Annotated in this window: 19 protein-coding genes and 1 tRNA gene; 6 read left to right on the top strand and 14 right to left on the bottom strand. The window is 61.4% G+C overall.

Annotated features, from left to right (window positions below; all coding sequences use genetic code 11):
• Positions 1–16: 16 nt before the first annotated feature.
• The 4 genes from HMPREF2932_RS06185 to HMPREF2932_RS13810 form a co-directional block, all read right to left on the bottom strand.
• Complete coding sequence (locus HMPREF2932_RS06185) at positions 17–2854, bottom strand: AAA family ATPase (RefSeq protein ID WP_071409827.1); 2838 nt, start codon at positions 2852–2854, stop codon at positions 17–19.
• Positions 2854–6522, bottom strand: coding sequence for a tubulin-like doman-containing protein (locus HMPREF2932_RS06180; RefSeq protein ID WP_071409826.1), 3669 nt, complete (start codon positions 6520–6522; stop codon positions 2854–2856). Before HMPREF2932_RS06180 ends, HMPREF2932_RS06185 begins: the two co-directional genes overlap by 1 nt.
• A gap of 70 nt (positions 6523–6592) precedes the next feature.
• Entirely contained in the window at positions 6593–9562 is a 2970-nt protein-coding gene (locus HMPREF2932_RS06175; protein WP_071409825.1) for a VWA domain-containing protein, read from the bottom strand.
• The gene (locus HMPREF2932_RS13810; protein WP_239663658.1) at positions 9562–10209 is read right to left on the bottom strand and encodes a hypothetical protein; all 648 of its coding nucleotides are present in this window, start codon (positions 10207–10209) and stop codon (positions 9562–9564) included. The genes HMPREF2932_RS06175 and HMPREF2932_RS13810 overlap by 1 nt, the downstream gene beginning before the upstream one ends.
• A 435-nt stretch (positions 10210–10644) precedes the next feature.
• Here HMPREF2932_RS13810 and HMPREF2932_RS06165 point away from each other — a divergent pair, with 435 nt between their 5' ends.
• The 4 genes from HMPREF2932_RS06165 to HMPREF2932_RS06150 all read left to right on the top strand — a co-directional run bounded on the left by HMPREF2932_RS06165 (position 10645) and on the right by HMPREF2932_RS06150 (position 12722).
• On the top strand, positions 10645–11379 hold the full coding sequence (locus HMPREF2932_RS06165) for a queuosine precursor transporter (protein ID WP_071409824.1): 735 nt from the start codon (positions 10645–10647) through the stop codon (positions 11377–11379).
• A gap of 119 nt (positions 11380–11498) precedes the next feature.
• The gene (gene relB / locus HMPREF2932_RS06160; protein WP_070509660.1) at positions 11499–11708 is read left to right on the top strand and encodes a type II toxin-antitoxin system RelB family antitoxin; all 210 of its coding nucleotides are present in this window, start codon (positions 11499–11501) and stop codon (positions 11706–11708) included.
• A 2-nt stretch (positions 11709–11710) separates the two neighbouring features.
• Positions 11711–11995: a type II toxin-antitoxin system RelE family toxin gene (locus tag HMPREF2932_RS06155; RefSeq protein WP_046648850.1), complete on the top strand. Its 285-nt coding sequence runs from the start codon at positions 11711–11713 to the stop codon at positions 11993–11995.
• Positions 11988–12722 (top strand): sortase family protein, encoded by a 735-nt coding sequence (locus tag HMPREF2932_RS06150; protein WP_070821469.1) that lies wholly within the window; start codon positions 11988–11990, stop codon positions 12720–12722. Before HMPREF2932_RS06155 ends, HMPREF2932_RS06150 begins: the two co-directional genes overlap by 8 nt.
• Here the strand turns inward: HMPREF2932_RS06150 and tgt are convergent.
• The 3 genes from tgt to HMPREF2932_RS06135 form a co-directional block, all read right to left on the bottom strand.
• The gene (tgt, locus tag HMPREF2932_RS06145) at positions 12710–13993 is read right to left on the bottom strand and encodes a tRNA guanosine(34) transglycosylase Tgt (RefSeq protein WP_071409823.1); all 1284 of its coding nucleotides are present in this window, start codon (positions 13991–13993) and stop codon (positions 12710–12712) included. The two genes, HMPREF2932_RS06150 and tgt, sit on opposite strands and share 13 nt — an antisense overlap.
• Before the next feature lie 6 nt (positions 13994–13999).
• Positions 14000–16432, bottom strand: coding sequence for an MMPL family transporter (locus HMPREF2932_RS06140; protein ID WP_070701296.1), 2433 nt, complete (start codon positions 16430–16432; stop codon positions 14000–14002).
• Positions 16433–16586: 154 nt separating this feature from the next.
• On the bottom strand, positions 16587–17825 hold the full coding sequence (locus HMPREF2932_RS06135) for an MFS transporter (RefSeq protein ID WP_071409844.1): 1239 nt from the start codon (positions 17823–17825) through the stop codon (positions 16587–16589).
• A gap of 111 nt (positions 17826–17936) precedes the next feature.
• On the opposite strand from HMPREF2932_RS06135, the gene HMPREF2932_RS13565 reads away from it, so the two are divergent.
• Entirely contained in the window at positions 17937–18104 is a 168-nt protein-coding gene (locus HMPREF2932_RS13565; protein ID WP_168166986.1) for a hypothetical protein, read from the top strand.
• Positions 18105–18151: 47 nt separating this feature from the next.
• On the opposite strand, the gene HMPREF2932_RS06130 is transcribed toward HMPREF2932_RS13565, so the two are convergent.
• From HMPREF2932_RS06130 to HMPREF2932_RS06115, 4 genes are all read right to left on the bottom strand, one after another.
• A tRNA-Ser gene (locus HMPREF2932_RS06130) sits at positions 18152–18242 on the bottom strand.
• A gap of 91 nt (positions 18243–18333) precedes the next feature.
• Positions 18334–18531 (bottom strand): CsbD family protein, encoded by a 198-nt coding sequence (locus tag HMPREF2932_RS06125; protein WP_046648854.1) that lies wholly within the window; start codon positions 18529–18531, stop codon positions 18334–18336.
• A gap of 93 nt (positions 18532–18624) precedes the next feature.
• On the bottom strand, positions 18625–19068 hold the full coding sequence (locus HMPREF2932_RS06120; RefSeq protein ID WP_070754918.1) for a nucleoside deaminase: 444 nt from the start codon (positions 19066–19068) through the stop codon (positions 18625–18627).
• A 34-nt stretch (positions 19069–19102) separates the two neighbouring features.
• A complete protein-coding gene (locus HMPREF2932_RS06115; protein WP_046648855.1) occupies positions 19103–19606 on the bottom strand; it encodes a tRNA adenosine deaminase-associated protein in 504 nt (167 codons plus the stop codon).
• 39 nt (positions 19607–19645) lie between these two features.
• On the opposite strand from HMPREF2932_RS06115, the gene HMPREF2932_RS06110 reads away from it, so the two are divergent.
• The gene (locus tag HMPREF2932_RS06110; RefSeq protein WP_046648856.1) at positions 19646–20674 is read left to right on the top strand and encodes a prephenate dehydrogenase; all 1029 of its coding nucleotides are present in this window, start codon (positions 19646–19648) and stop codon (positions 20672–20674) included.
• A 247-nt stretch (positions 20675–20921) separates the two neighbouring features.
• On the opposite strand, the gene HMPREF2932_RS06105 is transcribed toward HMPREF2932_RS06110, so the two are convergent.
• From HMPREF2932_RS06105 to HMPREF2932_RS06095, 3 genes are read right to left on the bottom strand one after another with little or no spacing between them, the layout of a single operon-like run.
• Positions 20922–21110 carry a hypothetical protein gene (locus HMPREF2932_RS06105; protein WP_010188398.1) on the bottom strand — a complete coding sequence of 63 codons (189 nt, stop codon included), beginning with the start codon at positions 21108–21110 and terminating at the stop codon, positions 20922–20924.
• An 11-nt stretch (positions 21111–21121) separates the two neighbouring features.
• On the bottom strand, positions 21122–22240 hold the full coding sequence (locus HMPREF2932_RS06100) for a trypsin-like serine protease (RefSeq protein WP_071409822.1): 1119 nt from the start codon (positions 22238–22240) through the stop codon (positions 21122–21124).
• The gene (locus tag HMPREF2932_RS06095) at positions 22240–23145 is read right to left on the bottom strand and encodes a DUF418 domain-containing protein (protein WP_071409821.1); all 906 of its coding nucleotides are present in this window, start codon (positions 23143–23145) and stop codon (positions 22240–22242) included. Before HMPREF2932_RS06095 ends, HMPREF2932_RS06100 begins: the two co-directional genes overlap by 1 nt.
• Positions 23146–23334: the final 189 nt, after the last annotated feature.

The raw sequence follows: 23334 nt of genomic DNA, 5'->3' as shown, positions 1-23334 counted from the left end.
CCTTAAAGAGGTTCCGTCAGAAGGTTTCGTCGAGGTCTGAGAGGTCCGGGGCTGCCGGCTGACCAAAGAATGGCCGCGCGGCTGAGCCCTCGTTGTTCTCCTGCACCGGCGACTTAAAGTCCATGTGATTCGTATCATCCAGCTCATCCAAGGACAGATCCGAGGGCTGAGCAAAGGGCTGTGCGCTAGACGACGCATCCGGAATCAAGCACTTGAAATCCGTAATCTTTCCGTACTGCACCACGGTCACAGAGCGTGAAAGCTGGCTGGTCAGCGCGGTCTGGCTGTCGACCTCCACGATGCGCGTGCGGGAGCCATCAATTTCGGTATAACCTTCAGCGCCGCCAGCGCTGGTGAGTGCGTTGGGGCTAAAGGCCTGGAGGGCTCCCTTTTCCTGGTTCATTCCGGCGAGGAACTCGGAGGTGCTCTGCACGCGGCTGCCGCCCTCCTCGCGGAAGGTCACGCGGCTTAGGTAGCGCTGCAGGCTGCGGGTCATCCGCGGATCCGTGATGACCTTCTGCCATTCCTGTTGCTTCAGGTCACGGTCCTGCATGTAAGCGTGATCGAGGTTGCGCGACAGGTTATCCAAGGCGGTGCTGGATCCCAGTCCAGCCATGCCCCACATCTCATTGAGCGCCACGGCCGAGTGACCAGTGCGGTTGCGCTCGAAGGTGTTATTCATGTCGTCGAGCAGTGACTTAAGCGAACGGTGTGCCCATTCCGTCTGGTAGATGTAGGAGCGGATTTCATCCGTCATGCGCACGGCATCGTCGCGGTTGAGCACGGCCTGGGCAATGCGAGCGTTTTCTGGAAGACCCGCCTGCGGTGTCCGCAGCCGGTCGCTCGAGGTCTCCTTGCGTCCGAAGGGTGCGTAGATCGCCCGGCCCAGCAGAGCCGACCAGCTCAGGAACTGGTTGTAGGCGTTGGAAATGCGCGAGATCTCCGCGGAGGAGGTGGCCAGATTCTGTGCGGCAATTTCCTGATTGCGGTTGAGCAGCTTTCGCCTCTGCACGTAGTCAAAGATTTCACGCTGAGCCTTAGTAAAGACCGCCCAAGAGCAGATGAGGAAAAGCATGCCCGCCAGGATGATGCCCACGACGTACCACGGCCAATCGAACCACTGCGAATACTCACCCAGCGGCAAGTCTGGGTTGTAGCGCCCGGCCACCATGTAGGTCATGAGGGCAAGCGCCACGAAGAGCACGATCCACATCGTGCGCAGCTTCCGGGTCAGTGCTTTGTTCTCCGCGTTGAAATCACGCGCTTGGAAGTTATTGGCCAGCTCTTGCAGCTCGCGTGCTTTGGCGTGCGCGTCGCGGTACTTCTGCTGGGCATGCCCCAGCTTCTCCCATAGACCCTGGCCCACCTTCCAGGCGAAAGTGGTGCTGTTCTTTGCTCGCCACGAGGCGAACTCGCGCTTCTTGCGGCTCACCGCCTCGTTGCGGGTCTGCTGGCTGGTGTACTCGATGTCAGCGGCGAAACGCTCGGCACCTACTGGATCGAAAGGCGCGACGGTTGCTTGGGACTCGTGTGTATAGCCCAGCGTGCTGGTCATCAGCGGGTGGAAGCCTTGGAAGGAAGCGCTGACATCCTGCACAGACTGGCCACCGTATTGCACGATGTACATGTTGCCCTGGTTATTGCGCAGCCCCTTGGTGTCGATGCTCTCGCGCCACGAGCCATCGACCAAGCCGAGTGCATAGTCGTGATATGCCTCCCACGTGCGCGACAACTGCGGTTCCTGCCCCAAGGAAAAGTGCTGCTCCCGGGCGACCCGCATGGTGTGCTCGCTGGCTTGGCGCAGCTCTTCGACGCTCGTCGCGCCGCTACCCTTGCCGGAATGCCCCGCCAAGACGACCTCCACGCTGGAGTCCTCGCCATAGAGCATCTTCTGCAGGAAAGTAGCCGCGTTCTTGTTCATCGCACCGCGCTGGCCCTCAACCCAATCCTGGGGCTTGCCCACCACCGTGGACCAGTACAGACGCAGATTATCCTTCAGTGCTGCCCAGCCGCTGACCTTATGGGACTGCAGCTCTTCATAGGCGGTCGGGGCGCTGACCAGCGGAGATATCTCCTGGTTGATGAACATCTGCGCGCACTGCTCCGTGAGCTGCTCCGGGTTGGCATAATGCACGGCGCGCGAAATGTTGTTGACCTGTGGCTGCGGCAGACGCTGGCCGGGATCGAAGACAGCCTTTTTCACCTTGTCCTCGATGTCATTGGCATCGATGGTGCGGTGGAAAGCGCGCACGAGACGGAAGCGTTGCCGGTCACCGGTTTCGATGACGCGGTGCGTCTCCGGATCCAACACCGCCGGTTCCGGCATGCCGCGCCACAGACCGAAAATGCTGGCCACGGCCGGGGCTGCGAACTGTGCCAGCTCGAAGCCGTCCGCGGTGCGCTTGATGGGACGGATGCGCGACGACGCCGGGGTTCCGCCTTCCTCCGGGGAGAGCACGAGGTTGCTCCAGCCCTGCAACGGGGCGATGTCCACGCTTTCGCGCGGAAGGGCGGAGAGCAACAAACGCACGCGCAGGTTGGAGGCCTGGATAAGGCGCTGATCGACGGCGCTGACCCACTCCGTGAGCTTGGCGACGTCCTGCGGCTGTTCCGCGTCCATCGGATCGATGGTGGCAAGAAGAACGTCCCCGCTGAAGCTGCGGAGGGCCTCGTCGAGCGTCGACAAGCGCGCCGTGCCCTCTTCTGTAAAGGAGCGCACGACGGCCCCGCTGGTGGGGTGGGCATAGTCGATCCAGAGGAAGTTCTGCAGGAGACCAACCGCACGCAGATCGCTCAGGCGGGAGCGGATGTCATCCGCAGTGGCGCCGTGTCCGAAGATAATTACGTTCGTCATTAGAAGGTGTCATCCAGGTCATTGAGGTTGAATTCCGGTGCGGTGGACTGGGCGAAGCCTGATTCGGAGCTACGCACCTGCGGCTCCGGCTGGGCTACGGGATTCTCCGCCACCGTCTTCGCCTGATCCAGGTAGTTGCGGATGACCGGAACCATCGCGATGACGTCCAGCGCCAGGTCACGGTAGTACGGCGTTATCGAGGCAACTTCGCGGGAACGGATCTCAGCGAAAGGCTTTTCCTTCCGGCCCTGGCCCGGCAGAGCATTGGAGTGCCCCGGCACAAAGTGGTCTGCGCCGCGGGCAAACTTGTCCAGCTCGTTGACGAAAGTTTCGTAGCGATCCTGAATGGAGGTTCCTACAACGCCGCGGTTCGGGACATCACCGTTAGCCAGGAACTGTGCCAGGCGATGCACCACTGGGTGCGTCGAGGCGCCAGAGTGGGCGAAGTCGAGGCCGTCGTCGAAAAGCCCACGCAACAGTTGGTACGGGTACAGCGAGGAGGCGAAACCATAACGCCCGGTTTCCTGAACCTTGGCGTAGGCGATGAAGATGGATTCCAGCACCGAGGACATCCAGTCCGACTTCTTGATCATGCGGCGTGGTGAGATGAGCAGCGGGTTCGGGAAGTCCACCCAATCGTTGACGCCGCCATCCGTGTCATCGAAAATGTGGGCCGCAGCGTTGGCGGCATCCGGGTTCGAAATGTAGACGCGGCCGGTGATACGCCCGATGATCCAGCCAGCCACCATGGCCTGGCGTTCCGTGTTCGTCAAAGGCAGTGCTGCCGGCAACGGGCGGGTGCGGCGCTCAGACCACCAGGAGCCGTCGAAATTGTCCTGCTTCTCAATGTCCTTGGCAATGTAGTTGAACATGGAGGAGAAGACGATCGGCGAGTAGTTCGGGTAGGAACCAAAGATCTCAATGTGTTGGACGTGGTCCGACATGTTGAGCGAATTGCGCAAAGCCACGGAAGAAGGACCATCAATCTCAGGGCGGCTCAGCACTGACTCCAGCTGAGCGGCAATGCCGGTCTCCGCAGAGCCCAGCTCCGCAAACGGGATATCGGAGAAAGAGTAGGTGTACTGCACCGACTTGCCGTGGATGCGCTGGACCATCTCATCGTTGACCGCAGCCAGCGGGCGGGCATAGCTCAGGGCCAGTTGGAAAGCCTCGATGAAGCGACGCTGACGCTCCGCGTGCTCAACCTCGTTGATGTCTGGGGTGAGCGTGAGGTAGCGGCGCAGGTCCACAGAGTTGAACTTCTGGAACTCGTAGTCACGGCGGTTAATCCACTGACGCGAGCGCTCCAGCAGGTCAGTCGGGCGAATCTTCGCCCGGTAGTGCGCACGCTGTGATTCGCGGGTTTCGCCATTCTGCGGATGGCGCGAGAGGTACTTGGATACCCAGCCGGCCCGGTTGGAGTAGGCATCGTTGGTGCGCTTCTGCGGCGCCAACGTGTCATTCGGCGCCTGGGCCGCATCGAGCGATTCCCATTCGCCGCGGATGACGGCACGCACGGCAAAGGGGTAGGCCTGCTCGTAGTTGGTGACATCCGCGGTGGACTGTTGGCCCTGGATGGTGCGCAGCATCTGGTCCCGATAGTCCGAGATGAAGGAGTTGACGTCGGTCAGCATGATTTCGTTCTCCGCGCCCTTGAAGCGGGATTCCACGACCTCATCGAACTCCGTCGGCCACGAGTTGACCTCATCGGTGCGGACATCAGCCAGCTTGTTGGTTTCCGGGCGCTTCGACACGGCCTTCTCCAACACCGCATGGGCATCTCCCAGCTCGCGCTTGAGGTGGAAGAGGTTCTCATCGGCATAGTCCTGAAGGACGTCCTTGAGCAGGTGCGCAATCGCCATGAGGGCGTAGCTGTAGAACTGGTTGAAGTACAGGCCCATGAGCGCATTGACGGTGGGGGTCGGATCCGTCATCTGTCCCTTACCGGTCAATGGGCTGAGGATGGGATCCGCGCCTTCCGGCTTCGTCAGCACGCGGGTGTTTTGGTAGTAGCCGGAGTACTCCGCCAGGCACGGCAGGAGGCGGTCGGAGTTGGTGAGAACATCCGTGATCTTGGAGAGCATCTCGCGCACATAAGGCACGCCCACCGCGGCCAGCTCCGCCTCCACGGCGGCGAGCACGCTATCGCTGAAGAAGTTGGCGTAGCGGTAGACGATGTCATAGGCGGCATTGTTAAGAACAGATGCGATGGCCTGCTCGTTGCGCGGATCCGCCATGTTGCCCTCGAACTCTTCACGCCATTCGTTGACGTTGCGGCCCTGGCCTACGGGGATGAAGCTCTGCAGGTACTTCGTGGCGCTGTCTGCGGCCTGCTGGGCTTGACCGCCAAACACGCTGTTGAGCCAGTTCCACACGCTGCCGCTGTCGATCTGCCCGCCCTGCGCCCAAGAAGGATCGAGCGTGATGGAGCCGAAAGCATTGGGCAGCCGCTCCTCCAGCTTCTTGGCAATCTGCATCTCGCCGGCCTCGGGGTTTTGCGGGTCGAGGTGCCCGTTGAAGAGGCGCTCGAAGGCACTGCGCGCAAGGCGCTGGGAGGAGTACTCGGCGAAGCGATCGCGGCCCATCGACACCTGGGCATAACCCAGCGAACCCCAAGGCAGGCGACCCCACGGGGTTCCACCCGTCGGGCTATCCCAGCCGAAGAAGCGGCGGCCGCCGTCACCGGCCGGAGTGTTAGTCATTGCATAGGACACCAAGTTATCGCTGGCCTTGGTGGAGGCCATCAGTCCTGCCAAGGCTCGTCCCAGGCCACGGTAGATGGACATGGCGGAGCCGTCACCAAAGCGGGCGCTGGTGGTACCCATCTTGGAGCCGATCGGGAAAATACGGCTGAAGATCTGGCCCTCCGGCGGAGTACCCATGTCGAAGGCCTCAAAGACGGCGCGGTCATGGTCGCTGGAGTTGCCCATCTGCGCGGCGACGACTTCACCGAACATGGCGAGCGAGTTCGGCCACGCGCCGGCCATGTCATCTGCCTTGTTATCGGAGAAGATCTCCGGGGAGTACATGAAGACGAGCGTGCCCTGCGGGTTCACGTTCGGAATGGTGGTGAGCACACGGCACACGTCGAGGAACATCGAAGCACCTGCACCGCCTGCCATGGAGGAGACCACGAGGACAACCGGCTGTGAATCGCCGGTATCAGAGTCCAGCTTGGTCTGCTTGTAATTGAGGCGGTTGAGCTCCTGGATCGCCTCCTGCGTGAACATCTCATCCACCGCATCCTTGAGGGCCTGGCGAATCTCCTTCAGGTGCGGAAGGGTCAGCATGCGACCGATCGCACGGTACTGGCCGGCACCGTCAGCCAGCTTCACGTCATTGGTGGCGGGGTTGCGGGTGGCCCACGTTGCGATCTCCCCAAGCTTGCCGGAGCGGCCCAGGATGCTGGATACGCCTTCATCGAAGGTGTTGTAGTTCTGGCGCGAACCAATGCCCACGTAGTGGCCACCGTTCTGCGTAACGTTCGGCAGCTTTTGCGGGCCGGCTTCCTCTTCGAGCGGCACGTCGATGTTGACGAACTGCCAAGCCTTGGGCAGCTCGGTTAAGTCCGGGTCGATGCTTCGCAGCTCGGCCTTGAGCTGGTCCATCATGAACGCCAGTGTCTTGGCGCCGGAGCCACCGCAACCGACGACGAGGAACTTCTTCATCTCTAATTACCTTTCGAAGGGGAGGTTCGCTTCTGTTCTATTTAGGGTTGGTGCGTGCTGCTCAACCGGCTTAGCCCTGGGAGCCGAATCCCGGGCTAGGGGGCCAGCCGCCATTGTTACCAGGGTTACCAGGATTGTTCGGTCGCTGCTGGCCTGGCTGGCCGAAACCGGGGCCTCCACCGAAGCTGGATCCGCCACCAACGTTGGGGCCACTGCCAAAGCCGGGGCGCCCTGGCCCGCCTGTGGGCCCTGGCTGGCCGTGATTCGGTGGACCGGATGGCTGGGACGGCCCAAAGCCTCCGTGCTGCGGCGGTTGCTGCTGCGCACCATTGCGGGGAGCACTCTGCGGGCCGCGCTGCGGCGTAGGTGGTTGGCCAGGGTGTGGTCCGCTCTGCGGGGCATTCGGCGGCTGCGGGCCAGGCTGGCCCGCCTGCGGCGGCGTCTGCGGCGGTGCCTGCGACTGTGACTTCTCGGCGGGGAATTCCACTTGGTCGAAGAGCTGCAGGGCCTGGCGGCTGATCTCCTTGGACATCTCGTCGTACGCGCTGGCCTGCGCCAACGTATCGACAGTCAGGACGATCTCTCCGGAGTTGCGGTCCTTCGCGTTGCCCACGAAGAACCACGTGTTCTGCACAGCAAGTGGCAGCACTGCGCGATATCCGGACTTCTTGCCCTTACCGGAGATAGTGCCATCGCGCTGAACCTCCACGTGGGCGGCGGTAAAGGGGCTCAGGCCCATCTTTACCTTGGCGTCGTTGCCACCCAGGCGAACAGAACGTGCAGAGGTCTCCACCGGAACGGCACCTTGGAACTCGTCCTTGGACACCGCAAATGGGCGGCCATTATCGGTGCGTATGAGGTTCGCGCCATCGCGCTTGACCGGGATGGTCTTCGCAAACATGCGCGGCTTCTCCGGAATGCGGCCGCTAATCCACTTCATCAAGTACAGAATTCCCAGGGGGATCAGCAACGCGAGCACAACCGCAAGGACGAAGGACAGACCGAACGCGGACTTGTTCAATGGCGCGCTCATGGAGCCCTGCAGCGTCAGCGGTAGCTCCAGCTGTTGGTTATCCTCAGCCGACTGCAGGTTAATCACCGGCTCCACGCGCAGCGGGCCATCCGCCATCTCCTCAACGCTCACCGTCACCGGGATGGTCGTTTTCTCATCCTTGGAAAGCTCCAGCGCGGAATCCTCAGAGTTGTGCTTGGAGCTCACGGAAACGGAAGGTACTCCTGCGGGAAGCATACCGTCAGCAGAATCCACGGTCTGGTCTGCTACCCAGACCTTGCCGGGACCGGTCACGGGGACATCGACGGTAATTTCTTTCTCCGTCATGGTGATCGTCTGCGCCGAGCCCACCGTCGGCATATTAACCGGGGTAACGGTCAGCGGCGTTTCCGCGTTGATGGGATCCAGCTTCGAGCCTGGACGCTCATCGGTGCCCTTGGTGGTGATCTCCACGCGCGTCACCAGCTGACCGGATGCCGCGTTTTCCACTTGGTCCAGCGGAATGTCGACTGGCTGCCCATCCGTGATGGGCGCATTGTCCACGAGGGTGACCGGGGAACCATCCTCCGGTACGAACTCGGCGTGGAGGGTACCTTCGCCCTCCAGCGTGCGCGGCTCGCCCTGGCCATCGACCAACTGCCCCTTCAGGACCTGGTCCGAGTTGATGCCGCCTTCCACCTTGGAGCCGTCTTCCGTCTTGAGGTCTAGGTTGAGGCCCGGCACCATAACGACGGACGCGAGGTACTCGCCATCAGTTCCCTCAGCCACCTTGTAGCCAAAAGTCCAGGCGCCTGCCCAGGGGTCGCCGTCCTTCTCCATCGCGATATCAACCATGCCTGGAAGCTTGCTGTTCTCCGTCACGGAGACCTTCGCGCCGGCTACGTGAGTGGTATCAGGCTTGAGCTCAACGGTTTCACCATCGGGCCCAGTCAAGGTAGGGATGAGCTCTCCTTCCCCAACCGAGCTCTTCGGCACCGCCGACAATCGCACTGGGGACACGGAGTTATCGAGGACGAAATCGAATTGGTCCTTGAGGTTTCCCTCCTTGGTCACACCACCCGAGGTGGGGATGAGGTTACGGAAGGCAGCGAACAGCGCCGCTGGATCCTCACCCGCGTCGAAGAAAGCACCGTTGGGAGCGCCCTGGCCGCAGTCTTCGCCCTCCGCCATGCGGGTGAGCTGGCGGACCTGATCTTGTGCTTCTGCAGCCGGCACGAGGCCCACGTTAAAGAGGCGGATATTGGAGTTGCGGAACGCGGTGACAGAGGAATTAACCTCACAGAGCTTGTCCTGCGCTCCCTGGAGATCATGAGCCTCGGCATCGGTGTAGTACTTGCCATCGGTAAAGAACACGATGGCGCGGCAGCTGCTGCCCTGGTGGGAAGCCAGTTCCTTGAGTGCTCCCTTGTAGGCCACGCCATAGTTGGTCTCTAGATCCGCAACACGGTCCTCCTGTCGGAACTTGTCCAGTTCGCCTTTGAGAGCATCCCCGTTGCCGGAGACATTGGTCCACCCGCCATAGTCAGCTGGATCGCTGTAGTACTCGGAGCCGAAACCGGCGAGCTTGACGTTGATGTCTGCGCCATTGTCCTCCCCGAGGTTGGCCAGCTGCTTGACGATGTCCGCCGTGGCGTCAACGCGGAAAAAATCAGCATCCGTCGGCTTCGATCCCTCATAGCCAACCAGCGAGGCCGACTGGTCAAGAACGAACAACAGGTCCGCGGATTTTTCGCTGGCGATGCAGGAGCCAAAATCAGAGAGGTTCTTTTGCGAGACCTCAGAAAGCGCGGACTCGGAGCCGATTCCCTCAACGTGCTCCTGTGGCGGCGGATTCTCTCCGCCGTGGTCTTCTGGGTTCTCCCCGTTTTGTTCTTCCGGCTGGCCTTCCGATCCCTCTGGTGCAGGAGCCTCCGGCGCGGGGGCGTCTGGGGCCGGAGGAGCCTCCTGCGCCACCGCTCCCAGGCTGCCGCCGAATCCGGCGAGTGCCATCGCCGCGGACAGGGCAAGTACACGAGTGAGCTTCTTCATTAGACGCCAACCGCCTTTCCTACGTAGAAGGCGATTTCCACCGCAGCGACAATGACAAGGACAAAGCTCCCGCCCATGATGAGGCGGTACAGCAAGGTTTGCGTGGTGTCCTCTACATAAAACGTCTCAGCCTGGCGCTGCGTGTTCTTCAGCGTATAGATACCCAAAAGGATGAAGGATACGATTCCAGCCAGCAGCCAGCCGCCAATAGCCAGGCCAAAGAACAAGACCTGTGTAGGGGCGGCCACAAGCGGCGCGACAATCAACAGGATCAACGCAATGACCGCAGATACGCCCGCTGCGATGAGAAGCGGCCATGGTCCCTTCGTGGGGCCCGTGGGTGTTGCCACCTGGCGGCGGTAGTCCGGCGCCGGGGAAGACTGGCCGAAGCCATCCGGCGAGCCCGGCGCGCCGAAGGAGCCACTGGCACCCGAATCGGAACCTTGGCCAAACCCAGAACCCGAGGAAGGCTTCTGTACGGGGTTCTGCGCAGGATTCGGTGCACCAAAGCCACCGAATCCGCCAGGTCCACCGGGCGTGCCGAACCCAGAGCCAGAACTGTTTCCGGACCCTGTGCCTGGCTGGGGAGCCCCCTGTGGCGGGCGCCCGCCGAACTGTGGTGACGAGCCTGGGGAACCAAACGTCATATCGATGACCTTCCCTAATGCGAAGTTGTGCCGCCGACTAGCCTCTACCTACTCCATCGAAAGGCGCAGAAGGCGAAAAAGACCAGCCGGAGGCTTAAGGACTAGAACCAAGGTAGCCGTGCCCCCTGACACGGCCTGCCCTTCAGTGGCCCGAAATTCGAACGCGCCCGAATTTCTTCGAGCGCACCGTGGCACAGTAGACAGGAAACGTGCAGGGAACACGAAAACACTGCAAGCAAAAGAATGCCACACTAGGAGCGTTTTTTCTGCCCACTTCACAGATCTTTATGGGTGGACTACCGGAACTGCCTCCCAGGAAGGTGCAGCTCAACTGCTCTTTCTTAAGGAACGAGGAGGAATGGGAGCACTCCCCGTCTGATGGGAATCAATTTCCCCATTTCTGCTTCCCCCATTTTCGTGGAAAGATGCTGAGCCATGACAACTCAATCGGCAACCGCAACCACCGCAAACGGTGGCGAGAGCATCCGATTCATCCCGGTACATTCCACCTTGTACCCGTGGCTGGTCGCGGTGTTCGTCGTTACCTTCCTCATCTCGAACATCAACGCCACGAAGGGCGTCCAGCTCGGCCCACTCATCACCGATGGTGCCTTCTTCCTCTTCCCCCTCGCCTACATTGTGGGCGACGTTCTCTCCGAGTGCTACGGCTTCAAGTCCACCCGCCGCGCCGTTTATATCGGTTTTGCCATGGCTCTTTTGGCCGCGGTTTCCTTCTACATTGCAATCTGGCTGCCCGCGGCTGATTTCTACGAAGGCCAGGAAGCTTTCGCCGCCACGCTCGGCCTGGTTCCGCAGATCCTGCTGGCTTCCCTCGTCGGCTACGTCGTGGGCCAGCTGCTCAATTCCTTCACCCTGGTGAAGATGAAGGCCCGCTCGGGCGAGAAGGGCCTCATCGCTCGCCTTGTTGCTTCCACCGTCGTCGGCGAATTCGGCGATACCCTGCTGTTCTGCGCCATCGCCGCACCCGTCATCGGTATCGACTCTTTCGGTGGCTTCCTGAACTACGTCGTCGTGGGCTTCTTGTGGAAGACCGCCTGCGAGGTCATCATGCTTCCACTGACCACCCTGGTTATCTCCTGGGTCAAGCGCCGCGAGGACTACGTGCCTATCGACGAGACCGAAACCCCTACGGCAGCGCCCTCTAAGTAGCAGCGAAGCATCCCAGACTTTTAACCCCCTTGGCACGCACTGTGCTGAGGGGGATTTTTCACTCTTCCCTTCACCCTCCCCATAGAATACAATGTATTCACGATGGTTAAGGAGGAGATATGGCTACTTTGACAATTCGCATGGATGATAACGACGCTGAGCTCGTTCGAAATCTAGCCGCCTTTGAAGGACATACAATATCTGACTTTGCCCGAGCAGCGCTTTTAGAACGGGTCGAAGACTACTACGACCTTCAGGAACTGCGCGCAGCAATGGCAGAGGATTCTGGCGAACGGTTTAGCCTTGATGAGGTCCTCGAGGATCTCTAAAGATGTCGGAGGGAATCACTTCATATCACGTCGAATTCACTTCGAAAGCCCGGAAACAGCTAAAGAAGTTTGACCGATTCGATGCGCGAATCATCGTGACGTGGATCCAAAAGAACCTCGAGGGCTGCGAAGACCCTCGAGCTCTCGGAAAAGGATTGACTTCAAACCGTTCAGGTGAATGGCGCTATCGGGTCGGTTCTTACCGCATTCTGGCGTACATCCACGACCAGAAAGTAACGATTGAGGTATTCGCTATTGGCCACCGGAAGGACATCTACGATGCATAAGCATCTACGAGGTTCCCTCCTCCCCATCCTTGGCCTGGCTACAGCCTTCAACCTTGCGGCATGCTCGGGTACAGAGGAAGTCACCACGTCGTCTGAAACGACGAGCCACGCGGCACCGGAAACGACGGCGGTGAGCAGTGAGGCGTCGTCAAGCGCAGCACCCAGCACCACCCCTCCCCCGCTCAACCAAGGCCCAGCACCCGCTCTGACCGGCACGTTTGAGATGGATGGCCCAGCCACCATCACGGGCGCGACCTATGATTCGATGCCCTTCGTCGTGCCCCTCAACCCGGCCGGTCCGCAGGAGACCATGGTGCGATGGGTACAAGACTGGGGCGAGTCCCCCGCCACGGCGGAGCAGGGCACCACCTACGTGTTGGGCCATGCCTGGGGCCAGCAGAAACTGGTATTCAACCCCTTCTCCGAGGTGGTCACCGCCGACGTCGATCTGAGCAACCCCACCACCGTGGAGAGCCTCGACGGCGTCGAGGTGCAGCGCTTTACGACGCCCATCCTCAACGGCTCCCACATCCGCATGACCTCCGAGGGCGGTGCCGGGCGCGAGTGGATCGTGGATAACGCCTTCCTAGTTGATAAGGAACAACTAGGAAGCGACGCGGACCTGATGAATACCGAGGTTCCCGGGCGCATCGTACTCATCGCCTGTGCGGTAGACGGCACCACTGACTTGGAGTACAACGTCATCGTCACTGGTCACTTGGCGTAATAGCGCCCCATAAATTCATCGCGGTATGCCTCGTAATAGCCGCCGTCGATGGACTCCCGAATGTTATCCACCAGGCGGATCATGAACTCCAGGTTGTGGATGGTGCACAGCGTGCCGGCCAGGAATTCCTTGGCCTTGAGCAAGTGGTGGATGTAGGCGCGGGAGTAGTTCTCCGAGACGTAACCGCCAAACTCCTCGTCCACACCAGAAAAGTCGCGCTTGAAGCGCGCATTAGTGAGGTTCATGCGTCCGTCGAGAGTGTAGACGCCACCGCGGCGCGCCAGACGGGTCGGCGCCACGCAGTCGAAAGTATCGGCACCAGCCTCAACGGCGGTAAAAATATCATCCGGTTCAGAGATACCCAGCAGGTGCCGGGGCTTATCGACGGGCAACTCATCGCATACCCAGCCCACAATCGTGCCCAGGTTCTCCTTCTCCAATGCGCCACCGATGCCGAAGCCACCGAATCCTCGACGGCCATTTGCCTCGGCGCGATCGGAAAGCTCCACCAACCCGCGCGCGGCCTGGCGGCGCAGATCCTCGTATTGCGCGCCCTGCACCACGCCCCACAGGGACTGGCGCGGCTTCTGCGGGCCGCGGGCGAGCGTCAGTCGGTCGTGCTCATCCAGGCAGCGCTGCGCCCAGCGGCGCGTGCGCTCCACGGATTCCTCCTGGTAGGTGCGGGTATCTACGAGCGTGGTGAGCTCATCGAAGGCAAACATGATGTCCGCGCCCAAGCCATGCTGGATCTGCATGGAGACCTCCGGGGTAAAACGGTGCATGGAGCCATCGATGAAGGACTTAAAGTCCACACCGTCCTCATCCACCTGCGCCATGCGCTCCTTCTTGGCCGCACGGATATCGGAGTCCGTCAGGTCTGCCACGTCCATGGCGAGTACCTTTTTAAAGCCCACGCCGAGCGACATGACCTGGAATCCGCCCGAGTCGGTATAGGTCGGCCCATGCCAGTTCTCGAAGGTAGCCACGCCGCCGGCCTCGTCCACGATGTCGTGGCCCGGCTGCAGATAAAGGTGGTAGGCGTTGGACAAAATGGCTTGGGCGCCGGTCAGGCGAATCTGCTCCGGGGTCAGCGTCTTCACCGTGGCCTTGGTGGCCACCGGAATAAACGCCGGGGTTTGGATGTCACCGTGCGGGGTATGGATAACACCGGTGCGGCCGTGCTTTCCCGGTTGTGCTGGACCGCCTAAGTCCAGCTCCTTCTTCACGTCGAAGGAAAGGTCGGTCTCCAGCAGCGGCTTAGGGTGAGTCATAGGGAACTATTCTACGGGCTGCGCTGCCTTATCCTCTGCTTCACGGGATGCTGCCGCGTGTTTGCGCTCCCATTCTTCCTCGAGTGCGGTGCCCTCGATGTCCAGCTGTGGGATCAGCTTGTCCAGCCACTTCGGCATCCACCAGGTGGTGTGCCCCATGAGGAACATGGTGGCGGGGACAAGCGACATGCGGACTAGGAAGGCGTCGAAAAGTACGCCCGCCGCCAGCGCGAAGCCGAAGATCTGGATGAAGGGTAGGGGCTGGCTGATGAAGGCCACGAAGACGGAAATCATGATGATGGCCGCAGCGGTGACCACGCGGGCGCCGGCGGTAAAGCCGGCGATAGTCGCCTCATCGTTGGCGTTGTACTTGCTGTACGTGCCACCGCTGCCCTGTGGGTAGCGGGAGAAGTGCTCGCGCATGCGGGTGACCAGGAAGACCTGATAGTCCATGGCTAGGCCGAAGGTCACGCCGATGAGGAAGATGGGCATGAAGGAAATCAGCGGGCCCGGCGCGGGCACCAGTCCGGTGAGGCCGTCCTGCCACACCAAAACGGTCAGGCCAAAGGCGCCGCCGACGGAGAGCAGGAAGCCTAAGCCGGCCACCAGCGGCACCAAGATGGAGCGGAATACCGCCAGCAGCAGGAAGATGGCCAGGCCCACCACGATGGCGAGGTAAGGCCCCATAGCTTCCTCGAGGCGCTCGGTAATGTCGAGCTGCACCGCGGTCAGACCCGTCATGCCGATCTCGGCGCCGGTAGCATCCTCCAGCTCCGCGCTAGCCGTGCGTAAGGCGGAGGCGGTGCCAATCGTGGCCTCATCCGTTGGCGCTGTGGTGGGGCTGACCATGATCTGCGCAGCCTTCATGTCTTTGCTCATGCCCACCAGCTGGGCGTGCTTAACGCCGCCGACCTGGTTCAGGCGCTGCACGGAGTAGATGAAGGAGGAAAGAGCGGCCTTCTTCTGCTCATCTTCTTCGCCTTCTTGGCCCTGGATATAGGGCTGCAATGCCGCGGATTCCGGGTTGGCGTTGGCGCCATCCACGATCACCAGGAAGGGGCCGTTGATGCCGGGACCGAAGCCCTCGGAAAGCAGGTCCGCCGCCTTGCGCTGGGTGGTATCCGGGTTGGAGGTGGTATCCGCCGGCAGGGCCAGCTCCATGTGCAGGACCGGGGCGGTCAAAGCTCCCAGGCCGAGCACCACCAGCGCCATGACGATGCCTGGGACACGCTGGACCGTGCGCACCCAACGGTTGCCCATCGTTGGCTTCGTGCGGCGAGGGCGGCGCTTCGTGGGGTTGCCGGCTACGCCAGGGATGCGCCCGGCGAAGGCCTTATCACCGAGCAGTCCCAGCATCGCGGGCACCAAGGTCAGCGCCACGAGCACGGCCATGAAGACCGTGCCCGCAGCGGCCAGGCCCATGGCGGTGAGGAAGCTAATGCGCGCCACGAGCAGCGCGAAGAGCGCGATGAAGACCGTCGCGCCGGCAAAGACCACCGAGGAACCCGCCGTGCCAACGGCCATGCCGGCGGCATCCGGCCCATCCATGCGGGAGCGCTCCTGCCGGTAGCGCGACATGATGAACAGCGCATAGTCGATGCCCACGGCCAGGCCAATCATGACGGCCAGCACCGGGGTGAGGTTGTTGAGCTCCATCCAGTGGGTCGCGATCATGACGCCCATCGCACCCAGGCCCACGCCCACGACCGCGGAGATAAGCGGCATGCCTGCGGAGGCCAGCGAACCAAAAGTAATAATGAGGACGATAAACGCCACGGCTAGGCCGATGACCTCAGAAATCGAATTGACCTGGATCTCATCACCGAAGCCCGCGCCGCCGGCCTCTACTTCCAGACCCGCCGCGCGGCCGATATCCATGGCCTCATGGACCACGTCTTTATCCGCGGGGTCTACCGAATAGGGGCTTTCCGCATCGAAGTCGAAGGTGGTGTAGGCGATGGTCTCATCGGCATTGACCATGGCCAGGTTGTCGGCATCCGCCCGCGCGGTCTCCTCCGGCAATCCCATGGAGGTGAACTGCTCGATGACCTGCTGCTGAAGTGCTGGCGATACCTCAAGCGGGTTACCCCAACGCTGCTGGCTGCCCTCTGGGATATCAAGGCCTTCAGCAATGTGGTGCACCACGTCCTCGACAGCTTCTTTGTTCTGCGGATCGCTGAGCTTCTGCCCTTCCGGGGCCTTGAAGACGAGGTTGACCGACGGCGCATTGGCCGGGTTACCGTTCTCCGGGAAGAGCTCCACCGCGCGGCGGGTGGCATCAATAGCGGGCGTGCCGCTGATGGAGTACTCCGTGGTCATCGGCTTCATCAAGCTCAAGGTCGCTCCGCCCGCAGCCGCCACGATGAAGATCCAGGCGATGATGACCTTCCATCGGTTGATGTAAGACCAGCGGCCTAGGTGGTAAAGCAGCTTTGCCACGGAAATTCCCCTTCACATGCGCGATTATTGCTCGCGGAAGCTTTGGTGGTGGACACGAATGTGCACCAGTTTAACCAGTTGGACTGTGAAGCCCTAACGACATCACGCGCCCCAGCAAAGCACCACCACGTGGCCGAGAGTTAAGCAATCTCCGCTACGCCTGAGCCATATCTGCAGTACGCGGCGAACGCGCCACGGGCAAGGACGACGCAACAGCTGCAATTACCAACGCAGCTGCCAAGGCAACCGCCGCAACACCAGGATGAGAAGAAAGTGCCGCGAAAAGAATCATTCCAAGTGGGGTACCGGCGGTAAAGACCAGCTGATCCTTCGTAGCGAACTGATGCACCAGACCATCATCCCCCAAAGACTGCCCGAGAGAATCCCACGCAATGCCTGCCGCAGTCATCAACAAGGACGCAGCAGCAGCAACTGCGGCGATGAGCACGAAGACAGAGGAGAATGCCAAAGCCAGGATCTGCCCGGCCAGAAGAATCAGCATCAGGATTTGCAAGGTGCTAAAGCGCACCCGATCTAATGCCTTCAGAATTGTTGCGGCTGAGCCAAGCAGCGAACCGACCGCAAGCGCAGTTGCCATAAACCCCCACGACTTTTCGTCGAAAGTATTCATAATCCATGTAGGGCCAGCACTTCCCAGGAAGCCGTTGACCACTGCCGCGACCAGCCAGGTGCCGAGCCCTACCCGCACCCAGCTCGGGAGCGTTGGGGACGCAAGAGGCTCGTTCGAAGTCGTTGAACCTGCGCTGTCCGGTTCTGGTTCAGCCGCTGCGCTATTAGAGCTTTCTCCTGCTGGTTCGCTACGTACTGAGAGAAACGGAAGAACAAAGAGCATGGCCACGAGGAAAGTGGCGCCGTCGATGAGTAATACCGTGTTAAATCCCAAGGTGAGCACTGCGGCAGTACCGATGAGGGGGCCGGCGATAAACAGCACATCACCGAGCATCGACAGGGTTCCATTGACGCGAGTGCGCTGCTCATCGGAAAACAGCTGCGACAAGAGGCTAAACCTTGCTGGCCCAAAGAATGACGAGGCACAACCGTACACGCAGCTTGAGAGCGCGAACGCAGCAATGGAATCGCCGCGAGCAACCACCCACGCTACAAGTCCCCACTGTGCCAGCATCCGAACGACATCACTACCCAGCATCCAGGTCACTGGCCGGTGAGGTGGCGGCAGCTTTCGGACCACTAAAGAACTAAGGAAACGGCCCGCCCACAGCGCGATAAGCACCACCGTCAAGCCGCGCCCCGACGGATCTACTCGGTGTGCCTGAAGCGCAAAAGCAATCGGGATGAGGCCGTCACCTAACCCGGAAACGACAGCGGCTGCGAAGACGAGCGAGAACGTAGATTTAAAAGAAAGACTATTCATCGACCTCAACATTTTATAGTGTTACACATCATAGTATTTAACTATAGAGAGTCAGGGTACATCCCCCTGTCCAGTCAAAGTTTTAACCGCTGAAGTGCTTTAGGAGACCCCATGTCCACTTTCGTCATCGTTGCCATCGCGGCCATCCTTCTCATTGCCATCCCAGCAGGCATGATGAGCCGACGGATTCACAAACGCACGGAAGACCACGACCCCGAGACACGCCAAGCCGCGCTGGATTTCCAAAGAGATGTTGATAGAGGGCGGGCTGGCTTCTAAAAATAAAAAGACCGGCACCCCAGAGCTAAGAACTGGAGTGCCGGATCTGGCGGTGGCGGCGGGATTTGAACCCGCGGTTGGGGGTTACCCAACAATCGCTTTCGAGGCGATCACCTTCGGCCGCTCGGACACGCCACCGCGTTCCAGATTACGGGAGTCATCCCGAGCGACAAAATCGCTGCCCACACCACGCGGCGCGGACAGCGATTCAGCTAGATGAGGCTAGGAATTAGTCCTTGAGGTTTCCGATGACCTCGTTGGCCTTATCCTTGACGCCCTCAACGGCGTCGGAAGCCTTCTGCTTAGCCTCGGAGGTGACCTGGTCGGCCTTACCCTCATTCTCCAGCTTCTCGTTATCGGTCAGGCCGCCAGCGGCTTCCTTAGCCTTGCCAACGAACTCGTCCTTCTTGTTCTCGAAATCACCCATGGTTTTCTCCTTACTCTCTACTTCTCTCACGTGGGCCACCCAGCCTACACGCGAATCGGAAGGTGGCTCCGGGGTCACTAACCAATTCAAGGGCTAAGCGCCGCTGCCGCGAAGACCCCCGAAGAAGCCCGTGAGCAGCTCCGCGCACTCCCCCTCCAGTACACCGCCGCGTACCTCGGGAACGTGGAGGGCGCCCGGGGCGCGCAATACCTCCACCAGCGAACCGCACGCCCCCGTCTTCGGCTCAAAGGCCCCGAAGACCACCGAAGACACCCGGGAAGCCTGAATCGCGCCCGCGCACATCGCGCAGGGCTCCAGGGTGACAACCAGCTCGCAGCCCTCCAGACGCCAACCATCGCCATGCACGCGCACCGCCTGGCGGATGGCTTCCACCTCTGCGTGCGCGGTGGGATCATTGAGCTGCTCGCGGCGGTTAACGCCGGTGGCGAGTTCGTTGCCGGAGGCGTCGTAAAGCACGGCACCCACAGGGATATCCCCCGCCGGCGTGGTGCGCGCAACCTCCAGGGCGCGGCGCATGCGGGCCTCTGCGCGCACCAGCCCCGCTGCTGGTTTAAGAGTCATCCGAGTCGAGGCCGTCGATGAAATCCTCCAGCTCATCGCCAAAACCCAGCTCGCCGGCGATGCGCAGGAGCATATCGGAAGGCCAGTCCTCATCGTTGTCGATGATGTAGCCCACCTGGTCCTCATCGAGGCCGAGGTCCGCGAAGATATCGAAATCGCCGTCACCGTACGGGTCGGCGTCCTCCCACTCGTCTTCGTCCAGATCCGGGATCTCGAGATCGCGCAGGTCTAGGAAATCCGCGGCGAAGTCGTCTTCGGAGGCGTAGGTGGCGTCGGAAAGCAGCATGCGCACATCCCCCGGCACCGGGCGCACGACGACGAAATAGTCATCCTCCACGCACAGCAGCGCGAATGCCGCCCCCTCGGAACGCAGGTTGCGCACTGCTTTGATGGAGGTGTTGACGTCGGTGAAGTCATCCTTGAAAGGGCGAATCACCCAGCCGCCTTCGGCACTGGCGACGGTGATGGCAAAGGACAGATCGTCGTGGCTCATACCTCGTCAGATTAGTCGGGTTGTGCCACAATTGTCACCGTGAGTTCTCAAGATGTTCAACGCCCCGTCTGCATTATCGGCCTCGGTCTCATTGGAGGTTCCCTCCTGCGTGACCTAGCTGCTGCACGCCATTCCGTGTACGGCTACAACCACTCCACCTCTGGTGCGCGAACGGCCATTAAGCAGGGCTACGACGTCACCGATGATCTGCCGGCCATCCTGCACCGAGCTGAAGCCGACAATGCACTTATTGTCATCGCGGTGCCCATGGATGCGGTTGCTTCGGTCCTCGACGCCATCCAGGCACACGCCCCGAGCTGCGGTTTGACGGACGTGGTCTCGGTCAAGACCGAGGTGCGCCAGCTCATTGTGGAGCGCAACATGGAGTCGCGCTATGTGGGCGGCCACCCCATGGCCGGCACCTCCAAGTCCGGCTGGGAGAACTCCCACACCGGGCTGTTCAACCGCGCTGCCTGGGTTATCACCTATGACTATGCCGCCGAGTGCGAGGCCCGCGGCGAGCGCATCCCCGCCGAGTGGGAGAACATTTTTGCGGACGTGGTCCGCATGACCCAGATGGTTCACGCGGAGGCGGTTCCGGTGCGCGTGGCGAACCACGATGCCGCGGTTGCCCGCATTTCGCACTTGCCGCACGTGCTGGCGGAGACCCTCGCGGTGGTCGGCGATAATGGCGGCATTCTGGCGCAGTCCCTCGCGGCCGGCTCCTTCAAGGACGGCACCCGCGTGGCGGGCACTCGCCCGGATCTGGTTCGCCAGATGTGCGAGACCAATGCACCGGCACTGGTCCAGGCCCTCGACGAGGCTCTTGAGTTGCTGCAGGATGCGCGCGAATCGCTGGCCTCGGATAAGCCTTCCATCGCCGCGCTTGCCGACGCTGGCTTCCGCGCCCGCACCCGCATCGAAGCCCGATCAGGTGCTCGGAAGGAATCGGTCTCCCCGGTGAAGATTTCTTCCCGCCCGGTCTTGCGGCTGCACCCGGGTGCGCCGAACTGGGTGGCGCAGCTGCGCCAGACCGAGTCTTTGGGCGGGCGCATCGAGATTTTCTAACCCGCTGGTCGGCTTCTAGGCCTGACTTTCTTTCCTAGCAGGCGGTTCTCAACGGGTTCCCCTCACCTGGTTCCAGTCAAAAGGTTTCTTTGCCCCCAAACGAACCTTCTACCTGGCTGCAGAAGGTTTACTTGCCCCCAGAGGAACCTTTTGACTGGAGACTTCTGAGTGAAGCCTTTTGTGGGGTGCCATCTGGTGACCGGCTGTGAAGCGGCGTAGTGCGGTGGCGTGGGGCGGTGCGGGGCGCTTAGTCGCGGAAGGTGTCGTCGCGGCGCTTGCGGGCTTGGGACTCATCGCGCGTGATGCCAAGCAGCGGGTAGCCCGCGAGGCCCGCCACTAGGCCCACAGGCAACAACCACAGCATGCCGGAGGCCAGCCACAAGACCACGCCGAGGATGGCGCCAGCGATGAGACACGGAACGAGTTTCTCCTTCATGGAGAAACAGCCTAGTTGCTACCCCGCTCAGCACCAGATTTGCGGCGAAGCAAACGTGAAGCGATGGCTAGCACGATCAGGCCCACCACCCCAGTCACGCCGGCTGTCAGAGCTGCGGGCGCGCTGACCTGCATCGTTGCTGGCGGCGCCGGGGAGTTATCGGCGTTGAGGACGCCGTCGGTATCGCGGCCGCTGGTGACGTCCTCGATCCAGTCGCGGACTTCGACCACGGACGTAATCGCCGCGGTCGGGGAAGGCAGATCCGGGTCCGCATTAGACGTTCCAGCCGTGGCCACGCCGACGAGGCGACCGTCGACGAAGAATGGTCCGCCTGAGTCGCCGCCTTGCATGCCCTCACCATTAAGGGACTTCACGTCCATGATGGCGGCGGCAATCATCGGGCCTACTCCCCCGAGTTCACCGGCCGGGATACTTTCCGCGCCGTCGGGTCCAACGGCGATCTCTGGCATGTCGCCGCCTTCCATCACCTGGGGCGCGTCGGATGCGTCGGGGGCGGGAGCGACCATTCCGCCGGGGGCAGGCACTGCCATGTCACCAGGAGCCATAGCCCCGGAATCTCCTGGCACCACCGGCGTCATCTTCTCGCCGGATTCATCTGGGCTGGCCGGTGGGGTGCCGCCGGATAGCAATTCGCCTACTTCCATCTCTGCCATCGGCAGCTGGCCTTTGCGGGCCATACGGGAGCTACTGCTCCAGCCGTAGAAGTGGCCTTTCTCGCCGGCGGTGGGGACCTCATCCGCGAGCTTGGCGGGTTTGATGTCCTTGACGGGCTCGGTCAGGTGCATGAGGCCGGCGTCGATAGTCGGCGAAACAGCCCAGGAGTCCACGTCATAGACGCGGGTGTCCTTGCCCTGGCCAAAGCGGGCCTGCGAGCCTTCGTTGTTGACGGACTCCAAGCAGTGGCGGGCGGTGAGCACCCACTGCTCGGCAACCAGCGTGCCGGTGCAATCGCCGAAGTTTCCGATCTTGCCCATACGCAGCGCAGCCACGGCAGCGCTTTCCTCCGAGTGAAGTGCGGGCTGGGCGAATTCCAAGGCCATGGCCGGCGCAGCGCCTAGCCCCACGACCAGAGAGCTGGCCACAACAGCAGTTATCTTTCGTGCCACCATTACGCAGCCACCTCCTTGATTGCCCAGGCCACGACCCTCTCGGCCGGGCCCTTTCCACAGAACTTCTTCCACAGCGCGCTCAGCACCAAGAACGCGAGCACAAAGCCCAGTGCCGCCATGGTGTTGTGCAGCGAGACGTGTGCTTGCCAGTAGCGTGCGGTGAGAATGTGCAGGATATAGATTGTCAACGACATCGAGCCCAATGCTGCGAAGGGGAAAGCCAAGCGTGGCAACTGACGGCCGATAATCAGGCACAGGTGCAACACCACCGCGGTGACTGCCACGGAGAGAAGGATTTCACCAAGCACACCCGTATGCCCGGTAAAGCGTAGCCAGCTGGGGATATCCGGGTTAAAGCGCTGCCACAGGCCGATGCCGGCAACGACGACGGCCACCGCGGTCACAACGGCTTGGATGCGGGTGGGGCGGGTGAGGTAGACGTCGTAAAGCAGCATGCCCGCCACCATGTACGCCAGGAATGCCACGAGGGGATAGACCTGCGGGAGGGTATAGGGCGCGTAGAGCACCGTGGCGCCCGCGGTGGCCAGCGCGAAGAGCAGGACCTTCCACACAGTGGCGAGCGGCGGCACCCAAGCGGTAAGAGCCATGGCTGCGCCCATCACGACGAGGACAACCTGAATCTCGCCGCCGACGGGCAACAGCGTCACGCCGATGAGCATGACTATCAGACCGCGGGCGACCAGTTTGAGGAAGACCCGCAGCGAATAATCGCGGGCAAGGATCATCATCGTGGTACCTGCAATGATGGCAAAGCCCGCCGCCGGCAGCCCGGAGAGCACCACTTTGGCGCCCCAGACCAGATTGGCCATGTGCAGAATAATCATCCCGATGATGGCCAAGGAACGAGCAATATCGAGGCCCACTATTCGGGCGCGCGCTGACACCTATTCATCTCCTTGCAGTTGAAAACGTCGAAAGACCGACCAATGGCTCTGGCCGGTCTTCCTATTTGTGTGCGTTTTCAGCTCTGCATTTCACTCAGCGCTGCGTGATATGCGTCTCAGCGGCTAAGGGCGATGGCTTTGCCATCGCGCACGAAGTAAATGCGCTCAGGGGTTGCGGAGGCATCGGGG

Origin of the sequence: Corynebacterium sp. HMSC074H12 (genome assembly GCF_001813755.1) — a bacterium.
In the GTDB taxonomy this organism is placed as follows: domain Bacteria; phylum Actinomycetota; class Actinomycetes; order Mycobacteriales; family Mycobacteriaceae; genus Corynebacterium; species Corynebacterium hiratae.
The sequence above is the reverse complement of the archived record's forward strand: the minus strand, read 5'-3'. Positions and strand labels throughout refer to the sequence as shown.

Excerpts from the sequence above, each read along its gene's own strand:
- HMPREF2932_RS06125 (WP_046648854.1), bottom strand. The coding sequence starts at position 18,531 with ATGGGTGATTTCGAGAACAAGAAGGACGAGTTCGTTGGCAAGGCTAAG.
- HMPREF2932_RS06105 (WP_010188398.1), bottom strand. The coding sequence starts at position 21,110 with ATGAAGGAGAAACTCGTTCCGTGTCTCATCGCTGGCGCCATCCTCGGC.
- tgt (WP_071409823.1), bottom strand. The coding sequence starts at position 13,993 with ATGACTCACCCTAAGCCGCTGCTGGAGACCGACCTTTCCTTCGACGTG.
- relB (WP_070509660.1), top strand. The coding sequence starts at position 11,499 with ATGGCTACTTTGACAATTCGCATGGATGATAACGACGCTGAGCTCGTT.
- HMPREF2932_RS06180 (WP_071409826.1), bottom strand. The coding sequence starts at position 6,522 with ATGAAGAAGTTCCTCGTCGTCGGTTGCGGTGGCTCCGGCGCCAAGACA.
- HMPREF2932_RS13565 (WP_168166986.1), top strand. The coding sequence starts at position 17,937 with ATGTCCACTTTCGTCATCGTTGCCATCGCGGCCATCCTTCTCATTGCC.
- HMPREF2932_RS06100 (WP_071409822.1), bottom strand. The coding sequence starts at position 22,240 with ATGGTGGCACGAAAGATAACTGCTGTTGTGGCCAGCTCTCTGGTCGTG.
- HMPREF2932_RS06115 (WP_046648855.1), bottom strand. The coding sequence starts at position 19,606 with ATGAGCCACGACGATCTGTCCTTTGCCATCACCGTCGCCAGTGCCGAA.
- HMPREF2932_RS06185 (WP_071409827.1), bottom strand. The coding sequence starts at position 2,854 with ATGACGAACGTAATTATCTTCGGACACGGCGCCACTGCGGATGACATC.
- HMPREF2932_RS06155 (WP_046648850.1), top strand. The coding sequence starts at position 11,711 with ATGTCGGAGGGAATCACTTCATATCACGTCGAATTCACTTCGAAAGCC.
- HMPREF2932_RS13810 (WP_239663658.1), bottom strand. The coding sequence starts at position 10,209 with ATGACGTTTGGTTCCCCAGGCTCGTCACCACAGTTCGGCGGGCGCCCG.
- HMPREF2932_RS06165 (WP_071409824.1), top strand. The coding sequence starts at position 10,645 with ATGACAACTCAATCGGCAACCGCAACCACCGCAAACGGTGGCGAGAGC.
- HMPREF2932_RS06150 (WP_070821469.1), top strand. The coding sequence starts at position 11,988 with ATGCATAAGCATCTACGAGGTTCCCTCCTCCCCATCCTTGGCCTGGCT.
- HMPREF2932_RS06120 (WP_070754918.1), bottom strand. The coding sequence starts at position 19,068 with ATGCGCCGCGCCCTGGAGGTTGCGCGCACCACGCCGGCGGGGGATATC.
- HMPREF2932_RS06175 (WP_071409825.1), bottom strand. The coding sequence starts at position 9,562 with ATGAAGAAGCTCACTCGTGTACTTGCCCTGTCCGCGGCGATGGCACTC.
- HMPREF2932_RS06135 (WP_071409844.1), bottom strand. The coding sequence starts at position 17,825 with ATGAATAGTCTTTCTTTTAAATCTACGTTCTCGCTCGTCTTCGCAGCC.